Below are 23,195 nucleotides of genomic sequence, written 5' to 3' on the forward strand. Positions count from 1 at the left end.
CTCCCGGGGGCTTTGGCCGTCCCGAAGGGGGCCGAAACCCCGCAGGGACAAGACGCCGGCCGCGCAGCACGATGGAGAGGGAACGGGGCCCGCACAGGCGCCCGGGGCGGAGCGGCGGCTCGTGGTGGAGCCGCCGGATGTGACCGATCTCGCGCCGCCGCGGAGCAACGCTTGCGCGGGAACACGCGTCCTTGTGCGCAGGCACCGGCGTCATCCGGTGGAAGAGCCGCGGGCGAGCAGGTGAAGCAGGGGTTGCCTGCGTCTTGGGGACGGGGGGCTGCGAGCCTCATAGGATCCGTGGACGACTCCGGGACGCACACCGGGTCGGACAACGGGGATGAACATTGGGACGGGCGGAGGGCCGCGAGGCGTGGCGAATGCGGAGCACGGTGGACCGGGTGGTGCCTTCGGCACCAGCCCGGGCACCAAGATGGCGGCAGTCAGGGTGGGGCTGTGGCTGATCGCCGCTGCACTGGCGGTACGGCAGGTCGCGGCGGTACTCACCACACCGCGCGGCGAGCGACTGACCGATCTGGAGACATGGATCGGTGAGAACGGCGTGCTGCACGTGCGGGGTTCGTTCTACGACACGGACACCTTCACCGGCACCCCGCTGGCCGGACTCGTCCTGCGGCCACTGACCCGCTCCGCCGAGCAGGCGCTCGGTGTGGGCTGGACGTTCGGGACGCTGCTGCTCGTCGTCGCGCTCGGTATCGTCGCCGCACGCTCCCTGCCGAGCCCCGTCTCCCGGCGCACCGCCCTGCTCGCGGCGCCGGTGGCCGTCTCGCTCCTGATCCTGTCGCTGCCCGTGCGCAACACCCTTGACCTGGGCCAGACCAGCATCATCCCGGTCCTGCTCGTCCTCGTCGGATGCCTGGCCGCGCGCGGAGAGCGCACCAGCGGTGTGCTGATCGGAGTCGCCGCGGCGCTGCAGCCCACGGTGCTGCTCTTCGCGCCCCTGCTGTGGCTGACCGGACGCAAGCGGGCGGCCGTGTCCACGGGCGTGACCTTCGCGGCCTGTACGGCGCTCGCCTGGGCCGCCATGCCCAAGGACTCCTGGACGTTCTGGGTGCACCACTTCGCCGGCACCGGTCTCGGCGACCGGCCCGACGGGGTGGGGAACCAGTCGCTGCACGGCGCACTGCTGCGCCTCGGCCTCGAGGGCACGGCGGAGAAGGCCCTGTTCTTCGCCCTGGGCGCGGCCGTCGTGTACGTCGGCCTGCGCCGTGCCGTGCGCTACGCCCGCGACGGCCAGCTGCTGCTCGCCGTGGCCGTCACCGGCTGTGTGTCCGCCGTGGTGTCGCCGACCGCCTGGCAGCACCAGCTCCTGTGGGTGCTGCTCGCGGTGGTCGGCCGGGTCGGCAAGCGCCGCTCGGACCGCCTGGTGTGGCCGGTCGCCGTGGTCATCGTGATGACCCTGCCGGCCAAGATGATGCTGCCGAACATGTCCGCCCTGTACCCGGTCCGGGACAACGCCCTGCTGATCGCCGCGCTCGCGGCGGCCTGTGTGGTGCCGTTCGTGCTGCGTACCGCGCCGCACTTCGACGACCCGGTGCCGACGGAGTACGGGGCCCCGGTGCCCGCGCGCTTCAAGTGGGTTCCGCTGCTGCCGTTCTGGAAGCGTGCGCTGAGCCGGCCGAACCTGCTGCTCGAGCTGCTGCTGATCCGGGTGGGGTACTCGATCTACCAGCAGACCCGGCTCGTCGCGGCAGGCAGCCGCGCCACCGCCGAGGAGCACGGCAGCCAGATCCACGCGATCGAGCAGGCCCTGTTCATCGACATCGAGCACTGGGCGAACCACGCCACCGCGAAGCTGCCCTGGCTCGAGGAGTTCCTGAACTTCTACTACACGTCCTTCCACTTCGTGGTGCCGCTGACGGTGCTCGCCGTGCTCTACATCCGGCGCCCGGTGGACTTCCGTTGGGCGCGCGGTGCGCTCGGCTTCGCCACCGTTCTCGCCCTGCTCGGTTTCTGGCTGTACCCGCTGGCTCCGCCCAGACTGATGCCGGACCTCGGGTTCATCGACACCGTGCACGGCGTCCAGGACTTCAGCCAGCCCGACTACGGCACGCTGACCGCGGTCACCAACCAGTACGCCGCGATGCCGTCGCTGCACTTCGGCTGGTCCCTGTGGTGCGGGGTGGTCATCGCGATCCTGGCGCCGAAGGGCTGGATGAAGCTGCTCGGTCTGCTGCACCCGGCCTTCACTCTGTGCGCGATCGTCGGCACCGGCAATCACTGGATCCTCGACGCGGTGGGCGGCGCGGCCGTCGTCGGAGCGGGCTTCGGCCTGGTCTACGTCCTGGCCGGCCCGCGGCCGAAGAGCAGCGCGGCCCAGGAGACGGACCCCGGGACCGCGAAGCCACCGACGCCCCCCGAACCTGAAGCAAGCGATCCGGACGGCTCGCACGCTTCCGGCGGCGATGACGCCTCGGGCGTCCCGCACGCCGCGGACGGCGACCACGACCGCGACAAGGCCGAGGCCCTCAGCAGCGCGAAGCCGACACCTCGGCAGGGTTGAACGAGGACCCGATCCGGTACGTGCCGGGTTCGGTCACCGTGAGCCGGGTGAAGTCCCCGTCCCGGCTCAGGCAGCCACCGTCCGCCCGCAGCCACGGCGAATAGGCGATCCGCACGGTGGCCGACCCGGACTCGGGCACGCGCACCACGACCGAGGAGTCGTCGGACCGTGACACCGACGCCGGCGCCTCGACCAGCGGCGTCGGGTCCTTGACGCGGTAGATCCGCCAGTGCTCGTCGCTCCACACCGGCTCGAGCCAGTCGGGCCGGCTGCGGATCAGATCCCGCTCGTGCCAGGCGGGCGAGTCGGGCACGGCGTCGGGTACGACGACGAGCCCGACCGCCCAACGGTCGAGCCAGGCGCGGTAGGCGGTGGGCGTGAAGGAGCCGCGAGGGACGTCGGTGCCGTCGTATCCGTCGTAGAAGAGGCGGCCGCGTTCGACGTCGGCCTGCCGGTTCCAGCCGCGGGCGAGGGTGACATGGGGCGCGAGGACCGCGGCCTCGCGGTGGTCGCGCGAGGGCACCACCTCGACGCGGGTGCGGTCGGCGTCGAGCCGGTCGAGCGCCTCGACCACGCCGTCCGTGTGCCGGGCCCAGGCAGGGACCTTGGTGTACACGACGATGTCGTCGAGGGTCTTGTCGGTGACCCAGCCGAGCGACAGGACCAGCGCGAGAGCCAGCGCCGTCCGCCGCGCACGCCGCAGGCCCTGGGCGAGGAGAGCCGCCAGCAGGGCCGCCGGTGCGAGGAGTTGGGCGAGGCGTTCCACATTGGTGCCGATCGGCGACGCGATCAGGTACGTGAGCGCGCAGCCGAGGGCGTAGACCGCGGCGCCGATCCTGAGCACCCGCCACTCGCGGGGCGCGAGCACCGCCACCGCGAGGGCGAGCAGCGCGGGCGCCCAGATCCGCCCGAACTGCATGGGCTGTTCACCCGAGAACGGGAACAGCAAGGTGGTCGCGCCGACGACGAGCACCGGAGGCAGCAGCAGTGCGGCGGCCCGGCCCCGGTCGCGTACCAGCAGATACCCGGCACCGGCGACGACGAGGAACAGGCCGGCGAGCGGACTCGCCAGTGTGGCGAGCGCGTTGAGCAGGCCCGCCCACCACGGCCGGTGCCGGCCGACGAGCAGCAGGCAGGTGCCGAGCCCGAGGGCGGCGCCGAGCGCGAAGGTGGTGCGCCCCGACACGACGTTGCACCACAGGGCGAACGCCGCGAGCAGCGCCGGCCACAGCGGCCGTGCCAGTCCGCTGCGCACGCACAGCGCCGCCGCGGCCCATGTCCCCGCGATTCCGGACGCCGCGGTCACGGCGACCACCCCGAACGCGGCCATCAAATAGGGCGAGATCAGGCTGTAGTTGGCGGTGTGCAGGCCGCCGTACCAGGAGAGGTTGTACGGGGACCCCGGGTGGCGCGAGACGAACCCGGACCAGGCCTGCTGCGCGGCCAGATCGCCGCCGCCGGTGGCCAGGAACGCCGCCCACAGCGCGTAGAGCGGCAGGGCCACGACGGTGGCGACGAGCGGGACGCGATGCCGCAGGTGCCACGGTTCGGCGGGGGCCGGCGACACGGCGTCCGGGCGCAGCGGGACGGACAGCTCGGGGGAGTGCACGGGTGGCGCTTTCCGGTCGGCGTACGGCGGACAAGTCCGGGTCCGGCGGCGCGCCCGTACCGGCGCTCCGCCGTGTCATTGTCCTCGACATGCGGCCCCGCGACCAGGGGTGATCAGGTCAGGCGGGGGCGACTCGGAGCTCCTTGATGCCGTTGATCCAGGCCGAGCGCAGTCGGCGGGGGTCGCTGACCAGACGGAGGTCGGGCAGCGTGTCGGCGAGCGCGTTGAAGATCAGGTCGATCTCCTTGACGGCCAGCGATTTGCCGAGGCAGAAGTGCGGGCCCCCGCCGCCGAATCCGATGTGCGGATTGGGATCGCGGGTGATGTCGAAACGCTCGGGGTGCTCGAAGACCTCGGGGTCGTTGTTCGCGGAGGAGTAGAACATGCCGACCCGGTCGCCCTGCCGAATCGTCACGCCGCCGATCTCGGTGTCCTGGGTGGCGGTGCGCTGGAAGGCGGTCACCGGGGTCGCCCAGCGGACGATCTCCTCGGCGGTCGTCGCGGGCCGTTCGCGTTTGTAGAGCTCCCACTGCTCGGGGTGGGTGAGGAAGGCGTACATGCCGTGGCTGATGGCGTTCCGGGTGGTCTCGTTGCCGGCGACGGCGAGCAGCAGGACGAAGAAGCCGAACTCGTCGGTGGACAGGTTGCCTTCGTCCTCGGCCGCCACGAGCTGGCTGACGATGTCCTTGGCCGGGCACTCCTTGCGGGCCGCCGCCATGTTCATGGAGTAGCCGATGAGTTCCATCGCGGCCTCGGCGCCGACCTCCTCGGTGATCGCGTACTCCGGGTCGTCGTAGGCGACCATCTTGTTCGACCAGTCGAAGATGCGCGAGCGGTCCTCCTGCGGGACGCCGATGAGCTCGGCGATCGCCTGCAGCGGAAGCTCGACGGCGATGTCGGTGACGAAGTCGAAGTCTGAGCCGGGCCGCTTGCCGGCCTCGTCGACGATGCGGGCGGCCCGCTCCCGCAGCGTCGTCTCGAGCCCGCGTATCGCGCGCGGGGTGAAGCCGCGCTGGACGATCTGACGGACCCGGGTGTGCTCCGGCGGGTCCATGTTCAGCATGATCAGCTTCTGGACCTCGATCTGGTCCCGGCCGATGTGCTCGTTGAAGCGCACCACGGCCGTGTTGGGAGTCGAGGAGAACAACTCCGGGTGCGTGGACACGTACTTGACGTCCTCGTGCCGGGTCACCGCCCAGTAGCCGTCGTCGTCGAATCCGGTGGTGCCGCGTTCCTGCGGGCACCACCACACCGGCGCGGTCCGCCGGAGCTCGGCGAACTCCGGGTGGGGTACGCCGGATTGGAGCACATCGGGGTCCGTGGCGTCGAAGCCGTCAGGCAGGGCGGGGCAGGGCATCGGCAACTCCATCGTCTGACGGTCCATCAGAAGTTGCTCGCAAGGTAGTAACGGGTTCTACAAGTGGCAAGAGCCGCGGGCGTATCGGTTCTGAGTACACCGAGTGAAGGGGCATGCGTGATGCGTGCAAGACCCTTGCGGTGGACGGGGTGCACTCATAAGACTGCTGGGAGAACTAGAACGCGTACTAGTTATCCCGCGCGGGCTGGTTCTGGAGCTGGTTCGGTCGGTGGGGCGCCGGGACGCCGTGCCGCAAGGACGCAACGACCAACTGACGAACAGGTGCCCTGCGCGCGCGCCCGGGACGGCGTGCGGCCCGGTGCCGCAGGAGGGACGAGCTCATGGCCGCGGAACCCGTCATCGTCGAAGCCGTACGCACCCCGATCGGCAAGCGGGGAGGTGCGCTCGCCAACCTGCATCCGGCCTATCTGCTCGGCGAGACGTACCGCGAACTCCTCGCCCGCACGGCAATCCACGCCGACTGCGTCGAACAGGTCGTCGGCGGCACCGTCACACACGCCGGCGAGCAGTCCATGAACCCGGCGCGCACCGCCTGGCTCACCGTGGGGCTGCCCTACGAGACCGCCGCGACCACCGTGGACTGTCAGTGCGGCTCGTCGCAGCAGGCGAGCCACATGGTGGCCAACATGATCGCGGCCGGCGCCATCGACGTCGGCATCTCCTGCGGCGTCGAGGCCATGTCGAGGGTGCCGCTGGGCAGCGGATCCAAGCACGGTCCGGGCAAGCCCTTCCCCGACGAGTGGAACGTCGACCTGCCCAACCAGTTCGAGGCGGCCGAACGCATCGCGCGCCGCCGCGGGTTGACCCGGGAGAACGTGGACTCGCTCGGACTGATCTCGCAGGAGCGGGCGGCGCTCGCCTGGGCCGAGGAACGCTTCAAGCGCGAGACGTTCGCCGTCCAGGTGCCGACCACCGAGGAGGAGCAGGCCTCCGGGCAGGGCATGTGGCGGCTCGTCGACCGCGACGAGGGGCTTCGCGACACCTCGATGGAGGCGCTCGGGGGGCTCAAGCCGGTGATGCCGACCGCGGTGCACACGGCGGGCAACTCCTCGCAGATATCGGACGGTTCGGCCGCCATCATGTGGGCCTCCAAGCGGATGGCGCGCGCCCTCAAGCTCAAGCCGCGCGCCCGCATCGTGGCCCAGGCCCTGGTGGGCGCGGACCCGCACTTCCACCTGGACGGGCCCGTGGACGCCACCCGGGCCGTGCTCGGCAAGGCGGGCATGTCGCTGCGGGACATCGATCTCGTCGAGATCAACGAGGCCTTCGCCTCCGTCGTCCTGAGCTGGGCGCAGGTCTTCGAGCAGGACCTGGAGAAGGTCAACGTCAACGGCGGCGGCATCGCACTCGGCCACCCCGTCGGCGCCACCGGGGCCCGGCTCATCACCACCGCACTCCACGAACTGGAGCGCAGGGACAAGGAGTTCGCCCTGATCACGATGTGCGCCGGAGGTGCGCTCGCCACCGGGACGATCATCCAGCGGCTCTGAGCGGGGCCGTCCGCGCGGCGTCGCCGTCGGGGGCCCGTCCCCGCGGACCGGACCGGCCGACGGCCCGGGTGTGCCCGTAGGGGTGCACCCAGCAACACCCCCGGATCCGGGGGCGGGCCGGATGGCTCGCCCCCGTACGGCGGGCGATGCTCCCAGCATGACGAAAAGCATCGCAAGGACGGCTGGGGAGCACGCCGGGTCGACGGGCGGGCGGCGTGGTTCACGGATGGGCCGCGGTGCGGTCGCCGCCTGCGCGGCGGCCGCACTCGCGCTCGGCGCGGCATCCGAGGCAGTGGGCGCGGGCGCCCTCGCGGCACCCGGCGACGCGTCCTCGCGAACCGCCGGGTCCACGCGGTCCGGTGCGACCGTGCACGGAGACGGCGCCCGGTCCCATCCGCACGCCGGCCGGGGCGCGCTCGTCCGGATCGCCCCGCTCGGCCGGTTCAGCCCGGCCGAGGTGCGGGACTTCCTCACCGGAGTGGAGGTCGATGACAGCACGGTCCGGCTCGGTGTGCGGCTGTACCGCCTGACCTACCGCACCGTCGACGCAGGCGGTGAACCGACCACGGCCACCGGCCTGTTCGCGCTCCCGTCCGGCGGCCCGCGCAAGGTCGCCCTGGTCTCCGACACGCACGGCACGATGGTGCACCGCGACTACGCCCCCTCGATGGAGGCCGACAGTCCCTCGCGGTCCGGCGCCTTCCTCCACGCCTCCGCGGGCCGCGCCGTCGCCGCCCCCGACTACCTCGGCCTCGGCGAAGGTCCCGGCACCCACCCGTACATGGACACCCGCTCCACTGTGACCGCCTCGGTGGACATGCTGCGCGCCGCACGCAGCGCTGCCGGCCGGCTCGGCGGGCAGCTGACCTCCGATGTCTATGCCACCGGCTTCTCGCAGGGCGGGCAGGCCGCCATGGCGCTCGGCCGTGAACTGTCCGACGGCAGGTCGTACGGATTCCGGCTGCGCGGGCTCGCGCCGGTCGCCGGGCCGTACGACATCGAGGGTGAGGAGCTGCCCGCGCTGTTCGACGGCCGGGTCAACGACACCAGCGGACTCCTCTACGCCTCGTACTTCCTGGTGGCGCAGAACCGCCTGCGCCCGCTCTACGCCGACCCCTCGGAAGCCTTCCGGGCGCCTTACGCGCACGAGGTCGAGGGCCTCTTCGACTCCGAGCACACCGAGGAGGACGTGATCGGCACCCTGCCGGCGAACGCGACCGAACTGCTCACTCCCGAGTACCGCGCCCTGATGGAGAAGCCGCGCGGCCCGCTCCTGGACGCGGTGCGAGCCAATGACGGCTCCTGCGACTGGCGGCCCGAGGTGCCGGTCGGGCTCTACGCGAGCGGCGCCGACACCGACGTGCCGATCGGCAACGCCGAGAGCTGCGCCGAGGACCTGGCCGCTCACGGTGTGCGGGCGCCCGTTCTCGACCAGGGGCCGGTCGATCACTTCGGGTCGTTCCGGGCGGCAGCGCCGAAGATCGTGCGGTGGTTCGACCGGCTGCAGCACCAGGAGTGAGTGGGCCGGGTCCGCCGGCACATGCGCGAGCGGCCGCCCCCGGAAGGGGCGGCCGCTCGAAGTCGCGGGTGCGGTGGGCCCGTTCGGAGCGTCACCGCGTGGGGACGGCTCAGTACCAGCCGTTCGACTCCCAGAACTGCAGGGCCTCGGCCGGGCTGCCGTAGCGGTCGTTCATGTAGTCCAGGCCCCACTTGATCTGGGTGGCCGGGTTGGTCTTCCAGTCCGAGCCGGCCGAAGACATCTTCGAGCCGGGCAGCGCCTGGACCAGGCCGTAGGCGCCGGACGGGTTGCTGGCCGTGGTGTCCCAGCCGCTCTCGTGCTCGACGATCTTGCTGAACGCCTGGTACTGCTTCGCGTTCGGGATCAGCTTCTTCGCGATCGTCTTCGCCGAGCCGGTGGCCGCCTGCGGAGCCGAGGCCTTCTCGGCCGCCGGGGCGGCTGCGGGGGCCGCGGCCTGAGCGGGAGCCGCGATCGTCACCAGACCGGCCGTGGCGAGGCCGACGGCGGCACCGGTGAGGGCCTTCTTCGGGGTGGCGATACGGCGGATGCGGGAGACAGTCACAGAGGGCCTTCCATGGGGAACATGACAGTCGCGGGCACGCCGGAACCGCTCGTGAGGAGTGGGGGAGTGCGAGAGCGCCACCGGCCGTGCGGCCCGGGCGGCGCCCTGCGACACCTCCACAGAAACAGGACGGATCGGGCGCCGCAATGCCCCCTTGCTACTAGTCGGGGTCGCACCCGATGACGTTCGGAGGTTGATCCGGACTCTCCGGTCATGTCCGCACAAGACGGACGAGCCGTGCAGGGCCCGGTGTGCGAGGGGCGGCACAGGGGCGGAGGGTGTCTACGAAGATGCCTAGGACGGGACGAAAGTACTGTGTGGGCCCTCACTCCTGGATCCCACGGATCTCACGCAGCGTGTCCGGCCCTGCGTGGTCCGCGGTCACCGGATGTGACGTGGATCAATCCGCGCCGGGCGTCGACCGTGATGCGGATCTACTCGGAGGTGTGCCGCACTTCACCCGACGGCTCTCCATCGGGCGCCGCGGAACTGCCGCTCCGCCCGGCACGGCCGTCGGGCCCGGAGCTGTCGAACGCGACCGGCGCCTCGAAGGCGGCTCGTCGCGTCGCCCGGCGCAGCGCCTTGAGTACGACCGCGCCCGCCAGAGCCGTCAGGACCACGGTGATCGCGGCCCGTCCCAGGTCCCAGCCGAGCGAGGTGGCCATGCAGTACGCCAGGAAGCGCACCAGGTTCTCGTGCAGCGGGTCACCGGGGCGGAAGGAGACGCCGGAGCCGAGGCCCGGCACGATCGTCCAGCCGTACAGGTTCATCACCGTGCCGTAGGCGAGCGCGGACAGTGCCCCGTACAGGGCCAGGAGCGCCAACTCGGCCCGGCCGCGCAGCCGTTCAGGGCCCGGCAGCAGCCCGGCGCCCATCGCGACCCAGCCCATCGACAGCATCTGGAACGGCATCCACGGGCCGACGCCCCCGGTCAGCAGCGCAGAGGCGAACATCGTCACCGATCCGAGGACGAACCCGAACCCCGGCCCGAGCACCCGCCCCGCGAGGACCATCAGGAAGAACATCGGCTCGAGCCCGGCCGTGCCCGCGCCGAGCGGACGCAGCGCCGCCCCGACCGCCGCGAGCACTCCCAGCATCGCCACCGCCTTCGCGCCGAGCCCGCTCTCCGCGATGGTCGCGGCCACCACGCCGACGAGCAGCGGAAGCAGCGCGGCGAACAGCCACGGCGCGTCCCGGGCGTGCGCGGTCAGCCCCGAACCGCTGTCGGCGAGCAGCGGCCAGCCGAAACCCACCACGCCGACCGCACTCACCAGGACGAGCGCGGCAACCGACTTGGGGCCGAGGCGTACCGCCCGGGCCCGCACCGCCGTTGCCGTGACGCCACCCTTCATCGCGCGTCCCCGAGCGCCGTGCGCACCTGGCCGAGGGTGAGCCAGCGCAGCGGCGCGAGCACCTTGGTGATCTGCGGGGCGAACGCGGGCGACGACACCACGACATCCGCCGTCGGCCCGTCCGCCACCACCTCGCCCTCGGCCAGGATCACCACCCGGTGGGCCAGTTCGGCGGCCAGCTCCACGTCGTGGGTGGCGAGTACGATCGCGTGTCCCTCGGCCGCGAGACCGCGCAACACCGTCACCAGACGGGCCTTCGCCGCGTAGTCGAGCCCTCGTGTCGGCTCGTCCAGGAGCAGCAGCGGCGGCCGCGCGGTGAGGACCACGGCCAGGGCGAGCGCCAGCCGCTGCCCCTCGGACAGGTCCCGCGGATGCACCTCGTCCGCGATGCCCGGAATCAGCTCGGACACCAGAGCGCGGCAGCGGCCCGGTTCGGCGCCTGCGTCCTGGTCGGCGGCCGCGCACTCGCCGGACACCGTGTCCGCGTACAGCAGATCCCTGGGCTCCTGCGGTACCAGGCCGACGCGGCGGATCAGATCACGGGGCTCGGTGCGGTGCGGTACGGCGCCACCGACCCGGACCGAACCGGAGGACGGTTCGACCAGGCCCACGAAGGCCGAGAGGAGGGTGGACTTGCCGGCGCCGTTGCGGCCCATCAGGGCGATCGTCTCGCCCGGTTCGACGGTGAGCCCCACCCGGCGCAGCGCCTCGACCCGGCCGCGCCGTACGGCGAGCGAGGAGGCGACGGCGACCGGCCCGTCCACGGGCTCGGAGGTGGCCGGTGCCCGCTCCTCGGCGCGGGACTTCGCCGCGGAGGCCGTGACGAGCCCGCGCAGGGTGAACCGCCGCGCCTTCGGCGGCCGTCGGGAGGCCGGAGCCGCGGGCGGAAGGGAAGCCGCCCGCACGGGCTCCTGCGCCGGCGCGTCCGCCAGACGCTCGCGCAGCCCCGCCGCCCGCCGCCGGGCGTCGCGCACCGTCAGCGGCAGCGGCGACCAGCCGGTCAGCCGTCCGAGCCCCACCACCGGCGGAAACACGGGAGACACGGCCATCACCTCGGCCGGCGCTCCCACCACCGGTGCCGCACCGGGTTCGGGCAGCAGTACGACCTGGTCGGCGTACTGCACGACCCGCTCCAGGCGGTGTTCGGCCATCAGGACGGTCGTGCCCAGGTCGTGCACCAGGCGCTGCAGTACCGCGAGCACCTCCTCGGCGGCTGCCGGGTCGAGCGCCGAGGTCGGCTCGTCGAGCACCAGCACCTTCGGGTGCGGCGTGAGCACGGAGCCGATCGCGACCCGCTGCTGCTGGCCTCCGGAGAGCGTGGCGATCGGCCGGTCCCGCAGTTCGGCCAGGCCGAGCAGGTCCAGGGTCTCCTCCACGCGGCGGCGCATCACGTCCGGAGCGAGACCGAGCGACTCCATGCCGTACGCCAGCTCGTCCTCGACGGTGTCGGTGACGAAGTGCGAGAGCGGGTCCTGGCCCACCGTGCCGACCACATCGGCCAGTTCGCGCGGCTTGTGGGTACGGGTGTCGCGGCCGGCGACGGTGACCCGGCCGCGCAGGGTACCGCCGGTGAAGTGCGGCACGAGACCGCTCACGGTGCCGAGCAAGGTCGATTTGCCGACCCCCGACGGGCCGACGAGCAGCACCAGTTCGCCCTCCGGCACGGTCATGGTGACGTCGGCCACGGACGGGGTGTCCACGCCGTCGTAGGTGACCGTGACGTTCTCGAACCGGATCACGGGAGCTCCTTCGTCTTCGGTGCGGCGGTGGTCGCCGGCGCCGCGGGGGCCCGGCCGGATGCGGTACCGGCCCGCGGCGGTACCGGTGCCGCCACCGCCGGCAGCAGTCCGATCAGCACGCCGAGCGCGGGCCACAGCGGGAGTTCCGGCGCCACCAGCGGTACGACACCGGGGGTGAGGGCTCCCGGATCGGCGGATGCCGCCCAGATCATCAGGCCCGCCACGGCGACCCCCGAACCGGACACGAGCCAGGCCCGGACACCCCAGCGGTCCGGCCGGTACCGGGTGCGCACGCTGCGCCGACCGCCGAGCCACAGACCGGCGAGCGCTGCCGCGACACCCGCGCCGAGCACGGGCAGCCCGAAACCGGCGCCCTGCGCCGCGAGCAGTCCGTAACTTCCGGCGCACACGCCGAGCAGGCCGCCGAGCGTGAGTACGGCCGTGGTGCGGCGCACCCGCGCCGGCACCGCTGCCGTCCGGCCGTAACCACGGGCGTCCATCGCGGCCGCCAGCGCCACGGACCGCTCCAACGCGCCCTCGAGGACGGGCAGTCCGACCTGGACCAGGCCGCGCACTCCACGGTCGGGCCGGCCGCGCAGCCGCCTGGCGGCCCGCAGCCGCTGCACGTCCGCGATCAGCTGCGGGGCGAAGGTCATCGCCACGACGACGGCCACGCCGGCCTCGTACAGCGCACCCGGCAGCGACTTGAGCAGCCGGGCGGGATTGGCGAGCGCGTTCGCCGCGCCCACACAGATCAGCAGTGTGGCCAGGCGCAGACCGTCGTAGAACGCGAACAGCAGTCCCTCCGCGGTGACCCGGCCACCGATCCGCACCCCCTGCGCCCAGTCGGGCAACGGCACTTCGGGCAGCGTGAACACGGTGTGCGTGCCGGGAATCGCCGAGCCGAGGAACACGGTGAAGCCGAGCCGGATCGCGATCACCAGCAGGCCCAGCTTGACGAACGCGCCGTAACTGCGGGCCCACGGCGCATCGCTGCGACGCGCGGCCACCACATATCCGGCCACCACGACGAGCAGCGCGAGCATCAGCGGATTGCTGGTGCGGGACGCGGCCGCGCCGAGCCCGAGCGCCCACACCCACCAGGCGCCGGGGTGCAGGGCGTCCGCGCGCCGGGCCTCGGGTGCGCGCAGTACCGCCGACGGAACCCTCGCGGTGTCGCCGGTGCGTGTGCCGGGCGCTCCGGTGCCGTGCCCGGCGCGTTCGCCGTCGTGTGTCATTCGGGGCCGCCCGCCGTCAGCCGCGCCGCCGCCGTGCCTGCCAGACGGCACCGGCGCCGAGTACCAGCACTGCCCCCACGCCGACGACGATGCCCACGGCCGGACCGCCGCCGCCCCCGTCGTCCTCCGCCTCCGTGCCGGACGCGGAAGCGGAGGCGTCGGGGGAGCCGGTCGCCTCGCCCTCGCCCGCGACCTGCTCGCCGCAGCCGGTCCTCGGGTAGCCGGCGATCGCGCAGAGCAGGGCGTTGTTGTCGTAGCGCAGCGGCTTCGCCACCGCGGCCAGCGCGTCGGCGGAGGTGCCGTCCTCGGCGATCCGGGCGCAGGCGGTGCGCCGGCCCGGCGGCTTCGCGCCGCCGGGGGCGTCCTTCGCGGTGCCGAAATCGATGACCAGGGCGATGCGTTTACGGCCGTCCTGCGCCGGGGTGCCGTCGCAGATCGTGCCGAAGCCGGCGGTTCCGCGCGGCTTCGCGGCGTCCGCGGAGTCCTCGCTCACGGAGAACCGGAAGCCCTGCACCGCGCCGTCGTCGGGCTGTGCGACGGAGGGCCCCTGCGAGGCGTAGGCCCACGCGCCGTCGTCGCCGCGGTCCCAGAACGACCAGTACCGGTAGCCGGCGGCCTGCGCGGGCATCGCGCAGAGCACGGCGAGCAGCCCGGCCGCGAGGAGCGCGGCGAGCAGTCCGACGGCGCGGGTACGAGTGCGGGTCACAGGTTCTACTTGTTCCGGCCGCTGAAGAGGAAGCCGATGCCCGCGCCCGCCACGAGCCCCACGCCGACGATCCACCAGACGCTGATCGACATGCCGTCGTCGTCCTTCTCGTCCTCGGACCGTCCGGCCACGGAGGCCTTCTCGGGCTTGGGGCCGGTCGCGTTCAGGGCCGCGACCAGGTCCGTGCCGCCGAAGTCGCGCGGGTTGCCGCCGGTGGCGTGCGCGGCGAAGACCAGCTGCGCGTACGCGGCGGGGCCGGCCCCCTTCGCCCAGGCGGGGCCGTTCTTCTCCAGCCAGGTGTACGGCTTCTCGGCCTGCTCGGTGAGCCCGGCGGCTGCCAGGGCGACCACGGCGTCAGCGGTGTTGCCGACGTCCGGCTGATCCTTCGAACCGGGCATCGAGGAGGTGAGGTGGCCGTCCTTGCGCAGTGTCTTCGCCAGGTACGAGGAACCGTTCGCCGCGGCCTGCTTGACGTCGGTGGCCTTGTTGCAGGCGGTCAGGGAGCGCTTCTCGCCGGCCTCGACGACGAGTCCCTTGCCGAGTGAGCCGGTGACACCGGCCGCGGTGGCGTCCGCGTTGGCCACGAGCTTCTTGCTCTTCATGTCCTGCAGGCCGAAGGCGCCGCCGCCGTCCTTGTCGCAGGGGATGGTCAGCGAGGGCAGTGCGTCGTAGGGCGACTTGCCCTTCTGGGAGGTGAAGGAGGCGGGCTTCTCACCGGCCGCGGAGAGCGCGCCCACGACGATGCCGGTGGAGTTGGCGTCGCTGGGCAGGCCCGGGTTGTAGCCCCAGCCGCCGTCCTGGTTCTGTACGGACTTCAGCCAGGCGACGGCCTTGTCGACCGTCTTGTCCTGGCCACCGAGGGTGGCGAGCGCCTGCACGGCCGAGGCGGTGGAGTTGGAGTCGACCGGCGTCTTGGCGTCGCAGGGCTCGGACGGGTCCGCACGGAAGGCGGCGAATCCGCCACTGCTGCACTGCTGGCCGGTCAGCCAGTCCACGGCCTTGGCGGCGGGCTCGAAGCCTTCGCTGGTCTGGGCGAGCAGGGCGTAGGACTGGCGGAAGACCCCGTCGAACTTCGGGTCGGCCTTGCCGTAGAGACCGGACGGCAGGCTCGCGGAGGCAGCGGGCGACGGAGCGTCGTCCGCTGCGGCGAGCGGGGCTGCGGCCATGGTGAGGACGGCGGTGGCGGCCAGCGCGGCCGCGCTGCGGCGGGCGTTCATGATCGGGCGGGTGCCTCTCCTGCGGGGAACCGCGCACGGGCCCGCGAAGGCACCGGGCTCCGGATCCGTATACCTCGACGGGGCCGATCGCCGGGTTCGGCGACTGGAGCCACGCACGCCCGACGAGGTGTTCCGACTCACCGTCGGTCACGTACGACACGTACGCGTAGCGACGGTTCACGGCTGCGGGTCAGTGCCGGATTCGCACCGGCTTCCCCCCGCGGGTGTGGTGATGACCCGGCCACTGTACCGGGCGGTCGAAAGCACGCCCGAGTTCGCCCGTACGAGCGGCCCCCGCGCCCCGCCGGGCAGGCCCCATTCCGCCTCTCCGCTTCATGACCGGCGCTCCGACGGTGCCGTGCCTCCGCGCCCCTCACACCGTCTGATAGCGCACCGGATCGCTGCCCGGCACGGTCTCCACGTGCCCGAGCTTCACCAGACGCCGCAGATGCGCCTCGGCCTCGGATACGGCGATGTTCTTGGAGCCGTACGGGATGCGGTCCCAGGGGCGGTTCCACTCCATCCGCTCGGTGGTCTGCCACAGGGTGAGCGGCTCGGCGAGCAGGACGAGCAGGTCCCTGAGCCGGGCCTCGTGGTGGTCGAGCAGGGCGCGGACCCGGCCGGCCGAGTCGGTGAACGCGTACTGGTGCGCGGGCAGCACCTCGGCCACGCCCAGCCGCCCGATGCGTTCGAGCGAGTCGAGGTAGTCGCCGAGCGGATCGGCGGACCCGGTGGGTTCGGCCGGGTCCTCGTACAGGCCGATGTGCGGAGAGATCTCCGGCAGCAGATGGTCGCCGGAGAAGAGCCGGCCGCGGCCGGGCAGAGCGGCCGGATGGTCCTCCTCCAGGTGCAGGCAGACATGGCCCGGGGTGTGGCCGGGAGTCCAGATCGCGCGCAGCCGGCGGCCCGGCAGGTCGAGCAGGTCGCCGGGGGTGATCTCGCGGTCGGGCAGGGCCGCGTCCAGGCCGGGCACCGTGCGTAGCCGGCCCCCGTCGCGGGCGGTGACGAGCGGGGCCAGATGCTCGGGCGGCGCACCGGCCAGGGCGAGGCGCTCGACCAGATAGCCGGCCCAGCCGCCGGCGGTCTGCTCCCGGGTGCGGCGGACCACCTCGGTGTCCGCCGCGTGCATGGCGATCCAGGCGCCGGACGCCTCGCGGACCCGGCCGGAGAGACCGTGGTGGTCCGGATGGTGGTGAGTGATCACCATGCCGTGCAGCTCGGTGACGGAGACGCCGCAGGCGGCGAGCCCGGCCACCAGGGTGTCCCAGGACTCGGCGTCGTCCCAGCCGGTGTCGATCAGCACCGGGCCGAGGTCGGTGTCGACGAGGTGGACCAGGGTGTGGCCCAGCGGGTTGTCCGGGATGGGCACCCGGATGCTCCATACGCCGCCGCCGTGCTCGGTCACCTGTGTCATGGACGGTCCTCGTCTCTGCGCCGTCGGATCCCGTGGCCCCGGCCTCCACGAACCAGGGGGTGTTCGGGAAGTCCCGCACGGCACCCACGGCGCCCGGCACGCACGCTCGCCGCACCGGCCGCATGTCCGAGCAGACTCACTGCAAGGACGGGCGGCCCACACGCCGAGAGCACGCACCGGACACCGCGGGCATCGCACAGGACTTCCCGGACGCCCACTAGAACTAGTTTCAATAGTCGCCCAAGTCCATCGTTCCGCCTGAGGCGTTGATCACGCGACGGTACGCGCCCCAGCCGGGGATGTCGTCTCCCTCGACTCCTCCAACTAGAACTGGTATCAGTTCCGGTGAAGCCTGAAACGGTGTCAGAAACCGCCCCGCAGGAGGCAGTCGGCCATGACGGAGCTCGTGGAACACGGAAAGCTGTTCATCGGCGGAGAGCTGACCGACCCCTTGGGCCGGGACGTGATCGAAGTGATCTCCCCGCACACCGAGGAGGTCATCGGCCGCGTCCCGCACGCGGCGCCCGCGGACGTCGACCGGGCGGTCGCCGCCGCGCGCAAGGCCTTCGACGAAGGGCCGTGGCCCCGTACGACGCTCGAGGAGCGGATCGAGGTGGTGACCAGGATCAAGGACGCCTTCACCGCCCGCCACGAGGAGTTCGCCCGGGTCATCAGCTCCGAGAACGGCACGCCCTACAGCTCGAGCGTCATGGTCCAGGCCCTCGCCGCGATGATGGTCTGGGACTCCGCGATCGCCACGGCACGGGACTTCACCTACGAGGAGCAGCGCGACGGCGCCCTCGGCAAACTCCTGCTGCGCCGCGAACCGGTCGGAGTCGTGGCCGCCGTAGTGCCGTGGAACGTCCCGCAGTTCACCGCCGCCGCCAAGCTCGCCCCGGCACTCCTGGCCGGCTGCACCGCGGTCCTGAAGGTGTCGCCCGAGACCCCGCTCGACGCGTATCTGCTCGCCGAGATCGCCGCCGAGGCGGGGCTGCCGGAGGGCGTCCTGTCGATCATCCCGGCGGACCGCGAGGTCAGCGAGTACCTGGTCGGTCACCCGGACGTGGACAAGGTCTCGTTCACCGGCTCGGTCGCCGCGGGCAAGCGCGTGATGGAGGTCGCCGCCCGCAACCTCAGCCGGGTCACCCTCGAACTGGGCGGCAAGTCCGCCGCGATCGTGCTGCCGGACGCCGACGCCGCGACCGCGGTCGGCGGCATCGTCCCCTTCGCCTGGATGATCAACGGACAGGCCTGCGTCGCGCAGACCCGCATCCTCGTCCCGCGCAGTCGCTACGACGAGTTCGCCGAGGCCTTCGCCGCCGCGGCCGGTGCCCTGAGGACCGGCGACCCGCTCGACCCCGCGACCGAACTCGGCCCGCTCGTCGCCCGGCGCCAGCAGCAGCGCTCGCTCGACTACATCCGTATCGGCCAGGAGGAGGGCGCGAAGATCCTCACCGGCGGGGGTCGTCCGACCGGCCTCGACCGGGGCTGGTACGTCGAGCCGACCCTGTTCGGCGACGTGGACAACGGGATGCGGATCGCCCGCGAGGAGATCTTCGGCCCGGTGATCTGCCTGCTCCCGTACGGCGACGAGGACGAGGCGGTACGCATCGCCGACGACTCCGAGTACGGGCTCTCCGGCAGCGTCTGGACCGCGGACACCGAACGCGGCGTGGACATCGCCCGGCGGGTGCGCACCGGTACCTACAGCGTCAACACCTTCAGCCTCGACATGCTCGGCCCGTTCGGCGGCTACAAGAACTCCGGTATCGGGCGCGAGTTCGGCCCCGAGGGGTACGGCGAGTTCTTCGAGCACAAGATGATCCACCTGCCGGCCGACTACGAGGGATGAGGTGGGGGCGATGGGTGACCGCTGGCAGGTCGAGGTGGACCGGGGCGTGTGCATCGGCTCGGGGATGTGCGTGAACACCGCTCCGGAGGCCTTCGCCCTCGACACCGCTCGCCAGTCCCGGCCCAAGGATCCGGAGCCGGACGCGGCCGAGGAGATCCTCACCGCGGCGGAGGGCTGCCCGGTGGAGGCGATCACGATCGCGCTCCTGGGGTCGGGGGATCCGGTGTTCCCGCCGGAGGACTGAGCGCCGCCGCACCAGTGCCGAGTGCCGCTGACGGCGGTTCACCCGTTGAGCGCGCCGCGCGCACCCGGACCGGCTCCGATGCTCAACTCCGGTACACGTACGGCCCTTTGGCCGAGTACGGGTTGACGTGCGGTGGCCGCGGCCGCGGTGATCGGGGTGCCCGAGGAGGAGGTGGGTGAGTGCCCAGGTGTACGCGGTGGTGCAGCCCGCCCCGGGTGTCCGATCCGGCCCGGACCCGGCCTAGGACTCGTCCGGTGCCTGTGACGTCAGGTCGATCAGTCGGCACACCGTCGCGATGTCGATCTTGACTTGGGCGATCGAGGCGCGCCCCGACAGCCAGGTGATCAGGGCCGAGTGCCAGGTGTGCTCGATCACCCGGACCGCGGAGAGCTGCTCGGGGCTCGGGCCGTCCTCCAGGCCCATCGCGTCCAGGATGATCGCGGTGGTCAGGCGGGAGACGGTGTCCACCTCGGGGCTGACACTGCGGTCGGCGAAGGTCAGGGCGCGCACCATGGCGTCCGCGAGATGCGGCTCGCGCTGCAGTGCCCTGAAGGCCCGCATCAGCGTCTCGGCCACCCGTTCGGCCGCGGTGTCGCCGCCCGGCGGACGCTTGCGGATCGTGCCGTGCATATGGCCGAGCTGGTCCTGCATGGTCGCGACCAGGAGGTGCACCTTGGAGGGGAAGTAGCGGTACAGGGTGCCGAGCGCGACCCCGGACGACTCCGCCACCTCACGCATCTGCACGGCGTCGAAGCCGCCCTTGCTGGCCAGCTGGGCGCTCGCATGGAGAATGCGCCGCCGGCGCGCTTCTTGACGCTCCGTCAGGGCAGGGGTGGTGGCACCGGAGTTCTTCGCGTCTGCAGTCATCTGTCCCGTTCCGCGGTTCTCGCTCGGGGGTTCCAGTGGTGGGACAGGGGGCGGGTGTGCTTCCCGCACTGCGCCCCCCGGCCGCGCAGGGCCCAGGATGACAGGGCGTCGCGCCGTGGCGCGAATCACCCGACCCCGGGCGCCCGGCCGGGCTACCAGCCGGTAGATTCGGAGCTCCTCGAACGATCAAGTCTGTAACTTGTTCTAGGTTAGCGTCCCGCGTAATCTCACGGGAACCGCAGGAAGAAGGGGGCCGTGAGTGACCGCTGAGGCCATGGAGTCAGGCCCCGGAACGGGCTCGCCGCCCGACGGCCGGCGTCCGCTGCGGATCGCGCTCCTGTCGTACAAGGGAAACCCGTTCTGCGGGGGCCAGGGCGTCTACGTACGCCATCTGTCCCGTGAGCTCGCGCGGCTCGGCCACCAGGTCGAGGTGATCGGTGCGCAGCCCTACCCGGTGCTCGACGAGGGCGTCACCCTTACCGAACTGCCGAGCCTCGACCTCTACCGCAGCCCCGACCCGTTCCGCACCCCGCGCCGCGGCGAGTTCCGCGACTGGGTGGACGCCGTCGAGTTCGCCACCATGCGCACCGGCGGCTTCCCGGAGCCGCTGACGTTCTCGCTGCGCGCCAAGCGCCATCTGGCCGCCCGCAGTGGGCAGTTCGACGTCGTGCACGACAACCAGACCCTCGGATACGGGCTGCTCGGTGAACTCGGCGCCCCCCTGGTCACCACCATCCACCACCCCATCACCGTCGACCGCAAGCTCGAACTCGACGCCGCCACCGGGTGGTTGGGACGTGCCTCGGTACGCCGCTGGTACGGCTTCACGCGGATGCAGCGCCGGGTGGCCCGCAGACTGCCGTCCGTGCTCACCGTCTCCGGAACCTCCCGCAAGGAGATCATCGACCACCTCGGCGTACGCGACGACCGCATCGACGTCGTCCACATCGGCGCCGACACCGACCTCTTCTCGCCCGACCCCTCCGTCCCCCAGGTACCGGGCCGGATCGTCACCACCTCGAGCGCCGACGTCCCCCTCAAAGGCCTGGTGTACCTGGTCGAGGCCCTCGCCAAGCTGCGCACCGAGCACCCCGACGCCCATCTCGTGGTGGTGGGCAAGCGTGCCGAGGACGGCCCGGTCGCCCAGGCCATCGAACGCTACGGACTGCAGGACGCCGTCGAGTTCGTGAAGGGGATCTCGGACGCCGAACTCGTCGACCTGGTCCGCTCCGCCGAAGTGTCCTGCGTGCCCTCGCTGTACGAGGGCTTCTCGCTGCCCGCCGCCGAGGCCATGGCGACCGGCACCCCGCTGGTCGCGACCACCGGCGGCGCCATCCCCGAAGTCGCCGGGACCGACGGCGAGAGCTGTCTCGCGGTGTCGCCGGGCGACGCCGGCGCACTGGCCACCGCGCTCGGCCGCCTCCTCGGGGATCCCGAGTTGCGCGCGCGGCTCGGCAGGGCGGGCCGCGACCGCGTGCTGAGCCGCTTCACCTGGGCCCGCGCCGCCGAAGGCACCGCCGAGCGCTACCGCGAGGCCATCGACCGCCACTCGTCCGCGCGCCGTGCACCGGCGCGCCCCTCAGGTCCTGCTTTGGCAGCAGGGACGCCCACCAGGAGCAACTACTGATGCTGACCGTCGACTTCTCCCGCTTCCCGCTGGCCGCCGGCGACCGTGTGCTCGATCTTGGCTGCGGCGCCGGACGGCACGCCTTCGAGTGCTACCGGCGGGGCGCCCAGGTCGTCGCACTCGACCAGAACGCGGAGGAGATCCGCGAGGTCGCCACCTGGTTCGCCGCGATGAAGGAGGCGGGCGAAGCGCCGGCAGGTGCCACCGCCACCGCGATGGAGGGCGACGCGCTCGCCCTGCCTTTCCCGGACGCCTCCTTCGACGTGGTGATCATCTCCGAGGTCATGGAGCACATCCCCGACGACAAGGGCGTCCTCGCCGAGATGGTCCGCGTCCTGCGGCCCGGCGGCCGCATCGCGGTGACCGTCCCCCGCTACGGCCCGGAGAAGGTCTGCTGGACGCTCAGCGACGCGTACCACGAGGTCGAGGGCGGGCACATCCGCATCTACAAGGCCGAGCAGCTCCTCGGCCGGATGCGCGAGGCCGGCCTGCGGCCGTACGGCACCCACCACGCGCACGCACTGCACTCCCCGTACTGGTGGCTGAAGTGCGCCTTCGGCGTGGACAACGACAAGGCGCTGCCGGTGCGGGCGTACCACAAGCTCCTGGTCTGGGACATCATGAAGAAGCCGCTGGCCACCAAGGTCGCCGAGCAGGCGCTCAACCCCCTGATCGGCAAGAGCTTCGTCGCCTACGCCACCAAGCCGAAGCTCCCCGAGGCCGCGGCCAGGCCCGAGCCCGCTCCCGAGACCGCCCAGGTGGCCGCCCAGTGACGACACCCCGGACGGACCATCTCGTACTGCCCGGAGTCCTCACTCCCGACCAGGCCGCACGGACCGTGCGCGGCATCCTCGAAGTCCAGCGCGAGGACGGTGCCATCCCGTGGTTCCGCGGTCATCACCTCGACCCGTGGGATCACACCGAGGCCGCCATGGCGCTCGACGCGGCCGGCGAGCACGCCGCCGCCGAGCGCGCCTACGACTGGCTGGCCCGGCACCAGAACCCCGACGGCTCCTGGTACGCGGCCTACGCCGACGGCGACGCCAACGAACCCACCGACCGCAGCGCGGAGTCCAACTTCTGTGCGTACCTCGCCGTCGGCGTCTGGCACCACTACCTGGCCACCGGCGACGAGCCCTTCCTCGACCGCCTCTGGCCTTCCGTACGCCGCGCCGTCGCCTGGGTGCTGGCCCTGCAGCAGCCCGGCGGCGAGATCGGCTGGAAGCGGGAGCCGGACGGCACGGCCGTCACCGACGCCCTGCTGACCGGCTGCTCCTCCGTCTACCAGGCCCTGCGGTGCGCCCTCGCCATCGCCGAGGAACGCGAAGAACCCCAGCCCGACTGGGAGTTGGCGGCCGGCACGCTCGGGCACGCGATCCGCGAGCACCCCGAGCGCTTCCTCGACAAGGGCCGCTACTCGATGGACTGGTACTACCCGGTCCTCGGCGGCGCCCTGACCGGCGAGAGCGCCAAGGCGCGGATCGCCGAGGGCTGGGACCGCTTCGTGGTACCCGGCCGTGGCGTGCGCTGTGTGGTGCCCAACCCCTGGGTCACCGGCGGTGAGAGTGCCGAACTCGCCCTGGCCCTGTGGGTGGTGGGGGAGTCCGACCGCTCCCTGGAGATCCTGCGGTCCATCCAGCGGCTGCGCCACGAGCCCTCCGGTCTGTACTGGACGGGCTACGTCTTCGACGCGGACGCCGTCTGGCCCGAGGAGCTCACCACCTGGACCGCGGGCGCGGTGCTGCTCGCCGCGGCAGCCCTCGGCGGGGACGAGGCGACCTGCGCCGTCTTCGGCGCCGGCCGCCTGCCCACCGGGCTCCACCCGGAGTGCTGCACGGTGTGAGGCACACGTGGGCCCCC

Annotated in this window: 18 protein-coding genes and 1 riboswitch; of the genes, 8 read left to right on the forward strand and 10 right to left on the reverse strand. The window is 72.3% G+C overall.

The genetic code is table 11. The features are described from left to right. Positions 1–430: 430 nt before the first annotated feature. Positions 431–2,521 (forward strand): bifunctional glycosyltransferase 87/phosphatase PAP2 family protein, encoded by a 2,091-nt coding sequence (locus DSC45_RS14640; protein ID WP_119291245.1) that lies wholly within the window; start codon positions 431–433, stop codon positions 2,519–2,521. Here the strand turns inward: DSC45_RS14640 and DSC45_RS14645 are convergent. Continuing rightward, positions 2,487–4,088: a glycosyltransferase family 87 protein gene (locus tag DSC45_RS14645; protein ID WP_119291247.1), complete on the reverse strand. Its 1,602-nt coding sequence runs from the start codon at positions 4,086–4,088 to the stop codon at positions 2,487–2,489. The genes DSC45_RS14640 and DSC45_RS14645 overlap by 35 nt on opposite strands. A gap of 160 nt (positions 4,089–4,248) precedes the next feature. Then, positions 4,249–5,487, reverse strand: coding sequence for a cytochrome P450 (locus DSC45_RS14650; protein WP_119291249.1), 1,239 nt, complete (start codon positions 5,485–5,487; stop codon positions 4,249–4,251). A gap of 341 nt (positions 5,488–5,828) precedes the next feature. Between DSC45_RS14650 and DSC45_RS14655 the strand changes: the two genes are divergently transcribed. Together DSC45_RS14655 and DSC45_RS14660 are read left to right on the forward strand one after the other, a co-directional pair. Beyond that, positions 5,829–6,998, forward strand: coding sequence for a steroid 3-ketoacyl-CoA thiolase (locus DSC45_RS14655; protein ID WP_119290911.1), 1,170 nt, complete (start codon positions 5,829–5,831; stop codon positions 6,996–6,998). Positions 6,999–7,155: 157 nt separating this feature from the next. Further along, the gene (locus DSC45_RS14660) at positions 7,156–8,517 is read left to right on the forward strand and encodes an alpha/beta hydrolase (protein WP_240434636.1); all 1,362 of its coding nucleotides are present in this window, start codon (positions 7,156–7,158) and stop codon (positions 8,515–8,517) included. Positions 8,518–8,626: 109 nt separating this feature from the next. Here the strand turns inward: DSC45_RS14660 and DSC45_RS14665 are convergent, their stop codons facing one another. The 7 genes from DSC45_RS14665 to DSC45_RS14695 all read right to left on the reverse strand — a co-directional run bounded on the left by DSC45_RS14665 (position 8,627) and on the right by DSC45_RS14695 (position 16,745). Continuing rightward, positions 8,627–9,079 (reverse strand): aggregation-promoting factor C-terminal-like domain-containing protein, encoded by a 453-nt coding sequence (locus DSC45_RS14665; RefSeq protein WP_119290913.1) that lies wholly within the window; start codon positions 9,077–9,079, stop codon positions 8,627–8,629. 434 nt (positions 9,080–9,513) lie between these two features. Beyond that, complete coding sequence (locus DSC45_RS14670; protein WP_119290915.1) at positions 9,514–10,431, reverse strand: ECF transporter S component; 918 nt, start codon at positions 10,429–10,431, stop codon at positions 9,514–9,516. Next, entirely contained in the window at positions 10,428–12,170 is a 1,743-nt protein-coding gene (locus DSC45_RS14675; protein WP_119291253.1) for an ABC transporter ATP-binding protein, read from the reverse strand. The genes DSC45_RS14670 and DSC45_RS14675 overlap by 4 nt, the downstream gene beginning before the upstream one ends. Next, the gene (locus DSC45_RS14680) at positions 12,167–13,408 is read right to left on the reverse strand and encodes an energy-coupling factor transporter transmembrane component T (protein ID WP_119290917.1); all 1,242 of its coding nucleotides are present in this window, start codon (positions 13,406–13,408) and stop codon (positions 12,167–12,169) included. The genes DSC45_RS14675 and DSC45_RS14680 overlap by 4 nt, the downstream gene beginning before the upstream one ends. Positions 13,409–13,424: 16 nt before the next feature. Continuing rightward, positions 13,425–14,114 (reverse strand): SCO2322 family protein, encoded by a 690-nt coding sequence (locus DSC45_RS14685; protein WP_119290919.1) that lies wholly within the window; start codon positions 14,112–14,114, stop codon positions 13,425–13,427. Positions 14,115–14,119: 5 nt separating this feature from the next. Then, a complete protein-coding gene (locus DSC45_RS14690) occupies positions 14,120–15,331 on the reverse strand; it encodes an SCO2321 family membrane protein (RefSeq protein WP_119290921.1) in 1,212 nt (403 codons plus the stop codon). Between the two features lie 126 nt (positions 15,332–15,457). Next, positions 15,458–15,548: riboswitch (cobalamin riboswitch) on the reverse strand. Between the two features lie 156 nt (positions 15,549–15,704). Continuing rightward, positions 15,705–16,745 carry a Strvi_7410 family MBL fold metallo-hydrolase gene (locus tag DSC45_RS14695; protein WP_119290923.1) on the reverse strand — a complete coding sequence of 347 codons (1,041 nt, stop codon included), beginning with the start codon at positions 16,743–16,745 and terminating at the stop codon, positions 15,705–15,707. A 394-nt stretch (positions 16,746–17,139) separates the two neighbouring features. Between DSC45_RS14695 and DSC45_RS14705 the strand changes: the two genes are divergently transcribed. Continuing rightward, positions 17,140–18,597 (forward strand): aldehyde dehydrogenase, encoded by a 1,458-nt coding sequence (locus tag DSC45_RS14705; protein WP_119290925.1) that lies wholly within the window; start codon positions 17,140–17,142, stop codon positions 18,595–18,597. Between the two features lie 10 nt (positions 18,598–18,607). Next, positions 18,608–18,841 carry a ferredoxin gene (locus DSC45_RS14710; protein ID WP_119290927.1) on the forward strand — a complete coding sequence of 78 codons (234 nt, stop codon included), beginning with the start codon at positions 18,608–18,610 and terminating at the stop codon, positions 18,839–18,841. Positions 18,842–19,081: 240 nt separating this feature from the next. Here DSC45_RS14710 and DSC45_RS14715 read toward each other — a convergent pair whose 3' ends face one another. Next, complete coding sequence (locus DSC45_RS14715) at positions 19,082–19,708, reverse strand: TetR family transcriptional regulator (protein ID WP_119290928.1); 627 nt, start codon at positions 19,706–19,708, stop codon at positions 19,082–19,084. Between the two features lie 274 nt (positions 19,709–19,982). Here DSC45_RS14715 and DSC45_RS14720 point away from each other — a divergent pair, with 274 nt between their 5' ends. Genes DSC45_RS14720 through DSC45_RS14730 form a run of 3 tightly spaced genes read left to right on the forward strand, consistent with a single transcriptional unit; the run spans position 19,983 to position 23,178 of the window. Then, positions 19,983–21,335, forward strand: coding sequence for a glycosyltransferase family 4 protein (locus DSC45_RS14720; protein WP_119290930.1), 1,353 nt, complete (start codon positions 19,983–19,985; stop codon positions 21,333–21,335). Then, positions 21,335–22,108, forward strand: a complete 774-nt coding sequence (locus DSC45_RS14725; RefSeq protein ID WP_119290932.1) for a class I SAM-dependent methyltransferase — start codon at positions 21,335–21,337, stop codon at positions 22,106–22,108. Before DSC45_RS14720 ends, DSC45_RS14725 begins: the two co-directional genes overlap by 1 nt. Continuing rightward, a complete protein-coding gene (locus tag DSC45_RS14730; RefSeq protein WP_119290934.1) occupies positions 22,105–23,178 on the forward strand; it encodes a prenyltransferase/squalene oxidase repeat-containing protein in 1,074 nt (357 codons plus the stop codon). The genes DSC45_RS14725 and DSC45_RS14730 overlap by 4 nt, the downstream gene beginning before the upstream one ends. Positions 23,179–23,195 lie beyond the last annotated feature (17 nt).

This window comes from Streptomyces sp. YIM 130001, assembly GCF_003574445.1.
Lineage (GTDB): Bacteria > Actinomycetota > Actinomycetes > Streptomycetales > Streptomycetaceae > Streptomyces.

Coding starts and splice junctions, on each gene's coding strand:
- DSC45_RS14715 (WP_119290928.1), bottom strand. CDS start 19,708: ATGACTGCAGACGCGAAGAACTCCGGTGCCACCACCCCTGCCCTGACG.
- DSC45_RS14655 (WP_119290911.1), top strand. CDS start 5,829: ATGGCCGCGGAACCCGTCATCGTCGAAGCCGTACGCACCCCGATCGGC.
- DSC45_RS14650 (WP_119291249.1), bottom strand. CDS start 5,487: ATGCCCTGCCCCGCCCTGCCTGACGGCTTCGACGCCACGGACCCCGAT.
- DSC45_RS14640 (WP_119291245.1), top strand. CDS start 431: ATGGCGGCAGTCAGGGTGGGGCTGTGGCTGATCGCCGCTGCACTGGCG.
- DSC45_RS14690 (WP_119290921.1), bottom strand. CDS start 15,331: ATGAACGCCCGCCGCAGCGCGGCCGCGCTGGCCGCCACCGCCGTCCTC.
- DSC45_RS14725 (WP_119290932.1), top strand. CDS start 21,335: ATGCTGACCGTCGACTTCTCCCGCTTCCCGCTGGCCGCCGGCGACCGT.
- DSC45_RS14705 (WP_119290925.1), top strand. CDS start 17,140: ATGACGGAGCTCGTGGAACACGGAAAGCTGTTCATCGGCGGAGAGCTG.
- DSC45_RS14720 (WP_119290930.1), top strand. CDS start 19,983: ATGGAGTCAGGCCCCGGAACGGGCTCGCCGCCCGACGGCCGGCGTCCG.
- DSC45_RS14660 (WP_240434636.1), top strand. CDS start 7,156: ATGACGAAAAGCATCGCAAGGACGGCTGGGGAGCACGCCGGGTCGACG.
- DSC45_RS14710 (WP_119290927.1), top strand. CDS start 18,608: ATGGGTGACCGCTGGCAGGTCGAGGTGGACCGGGGCGTGTGCATCGGC.
- DSC45_RS14695 (WP_119290923.1), bottom strand. CDS start 16,745: ATGACACAGGTGACCGAGCACGGCGGCGGCGTATGGAGCATCCGGGTG.
- DSC45_RS14670 (WP_119290915.1), bottom strand. CDS start 10,431: ATGAAGGGTGGCGTCACGGCAACGGCGGTGCGGGCCCGGGCGGTACGC.
- DSC45_RS14680 (WP_119290917.1), bottom strand. CDS start 13,408: ATGACACACGACGGCGAACGCGCCGGGCACGGCACCGGAGCGCCCGGC.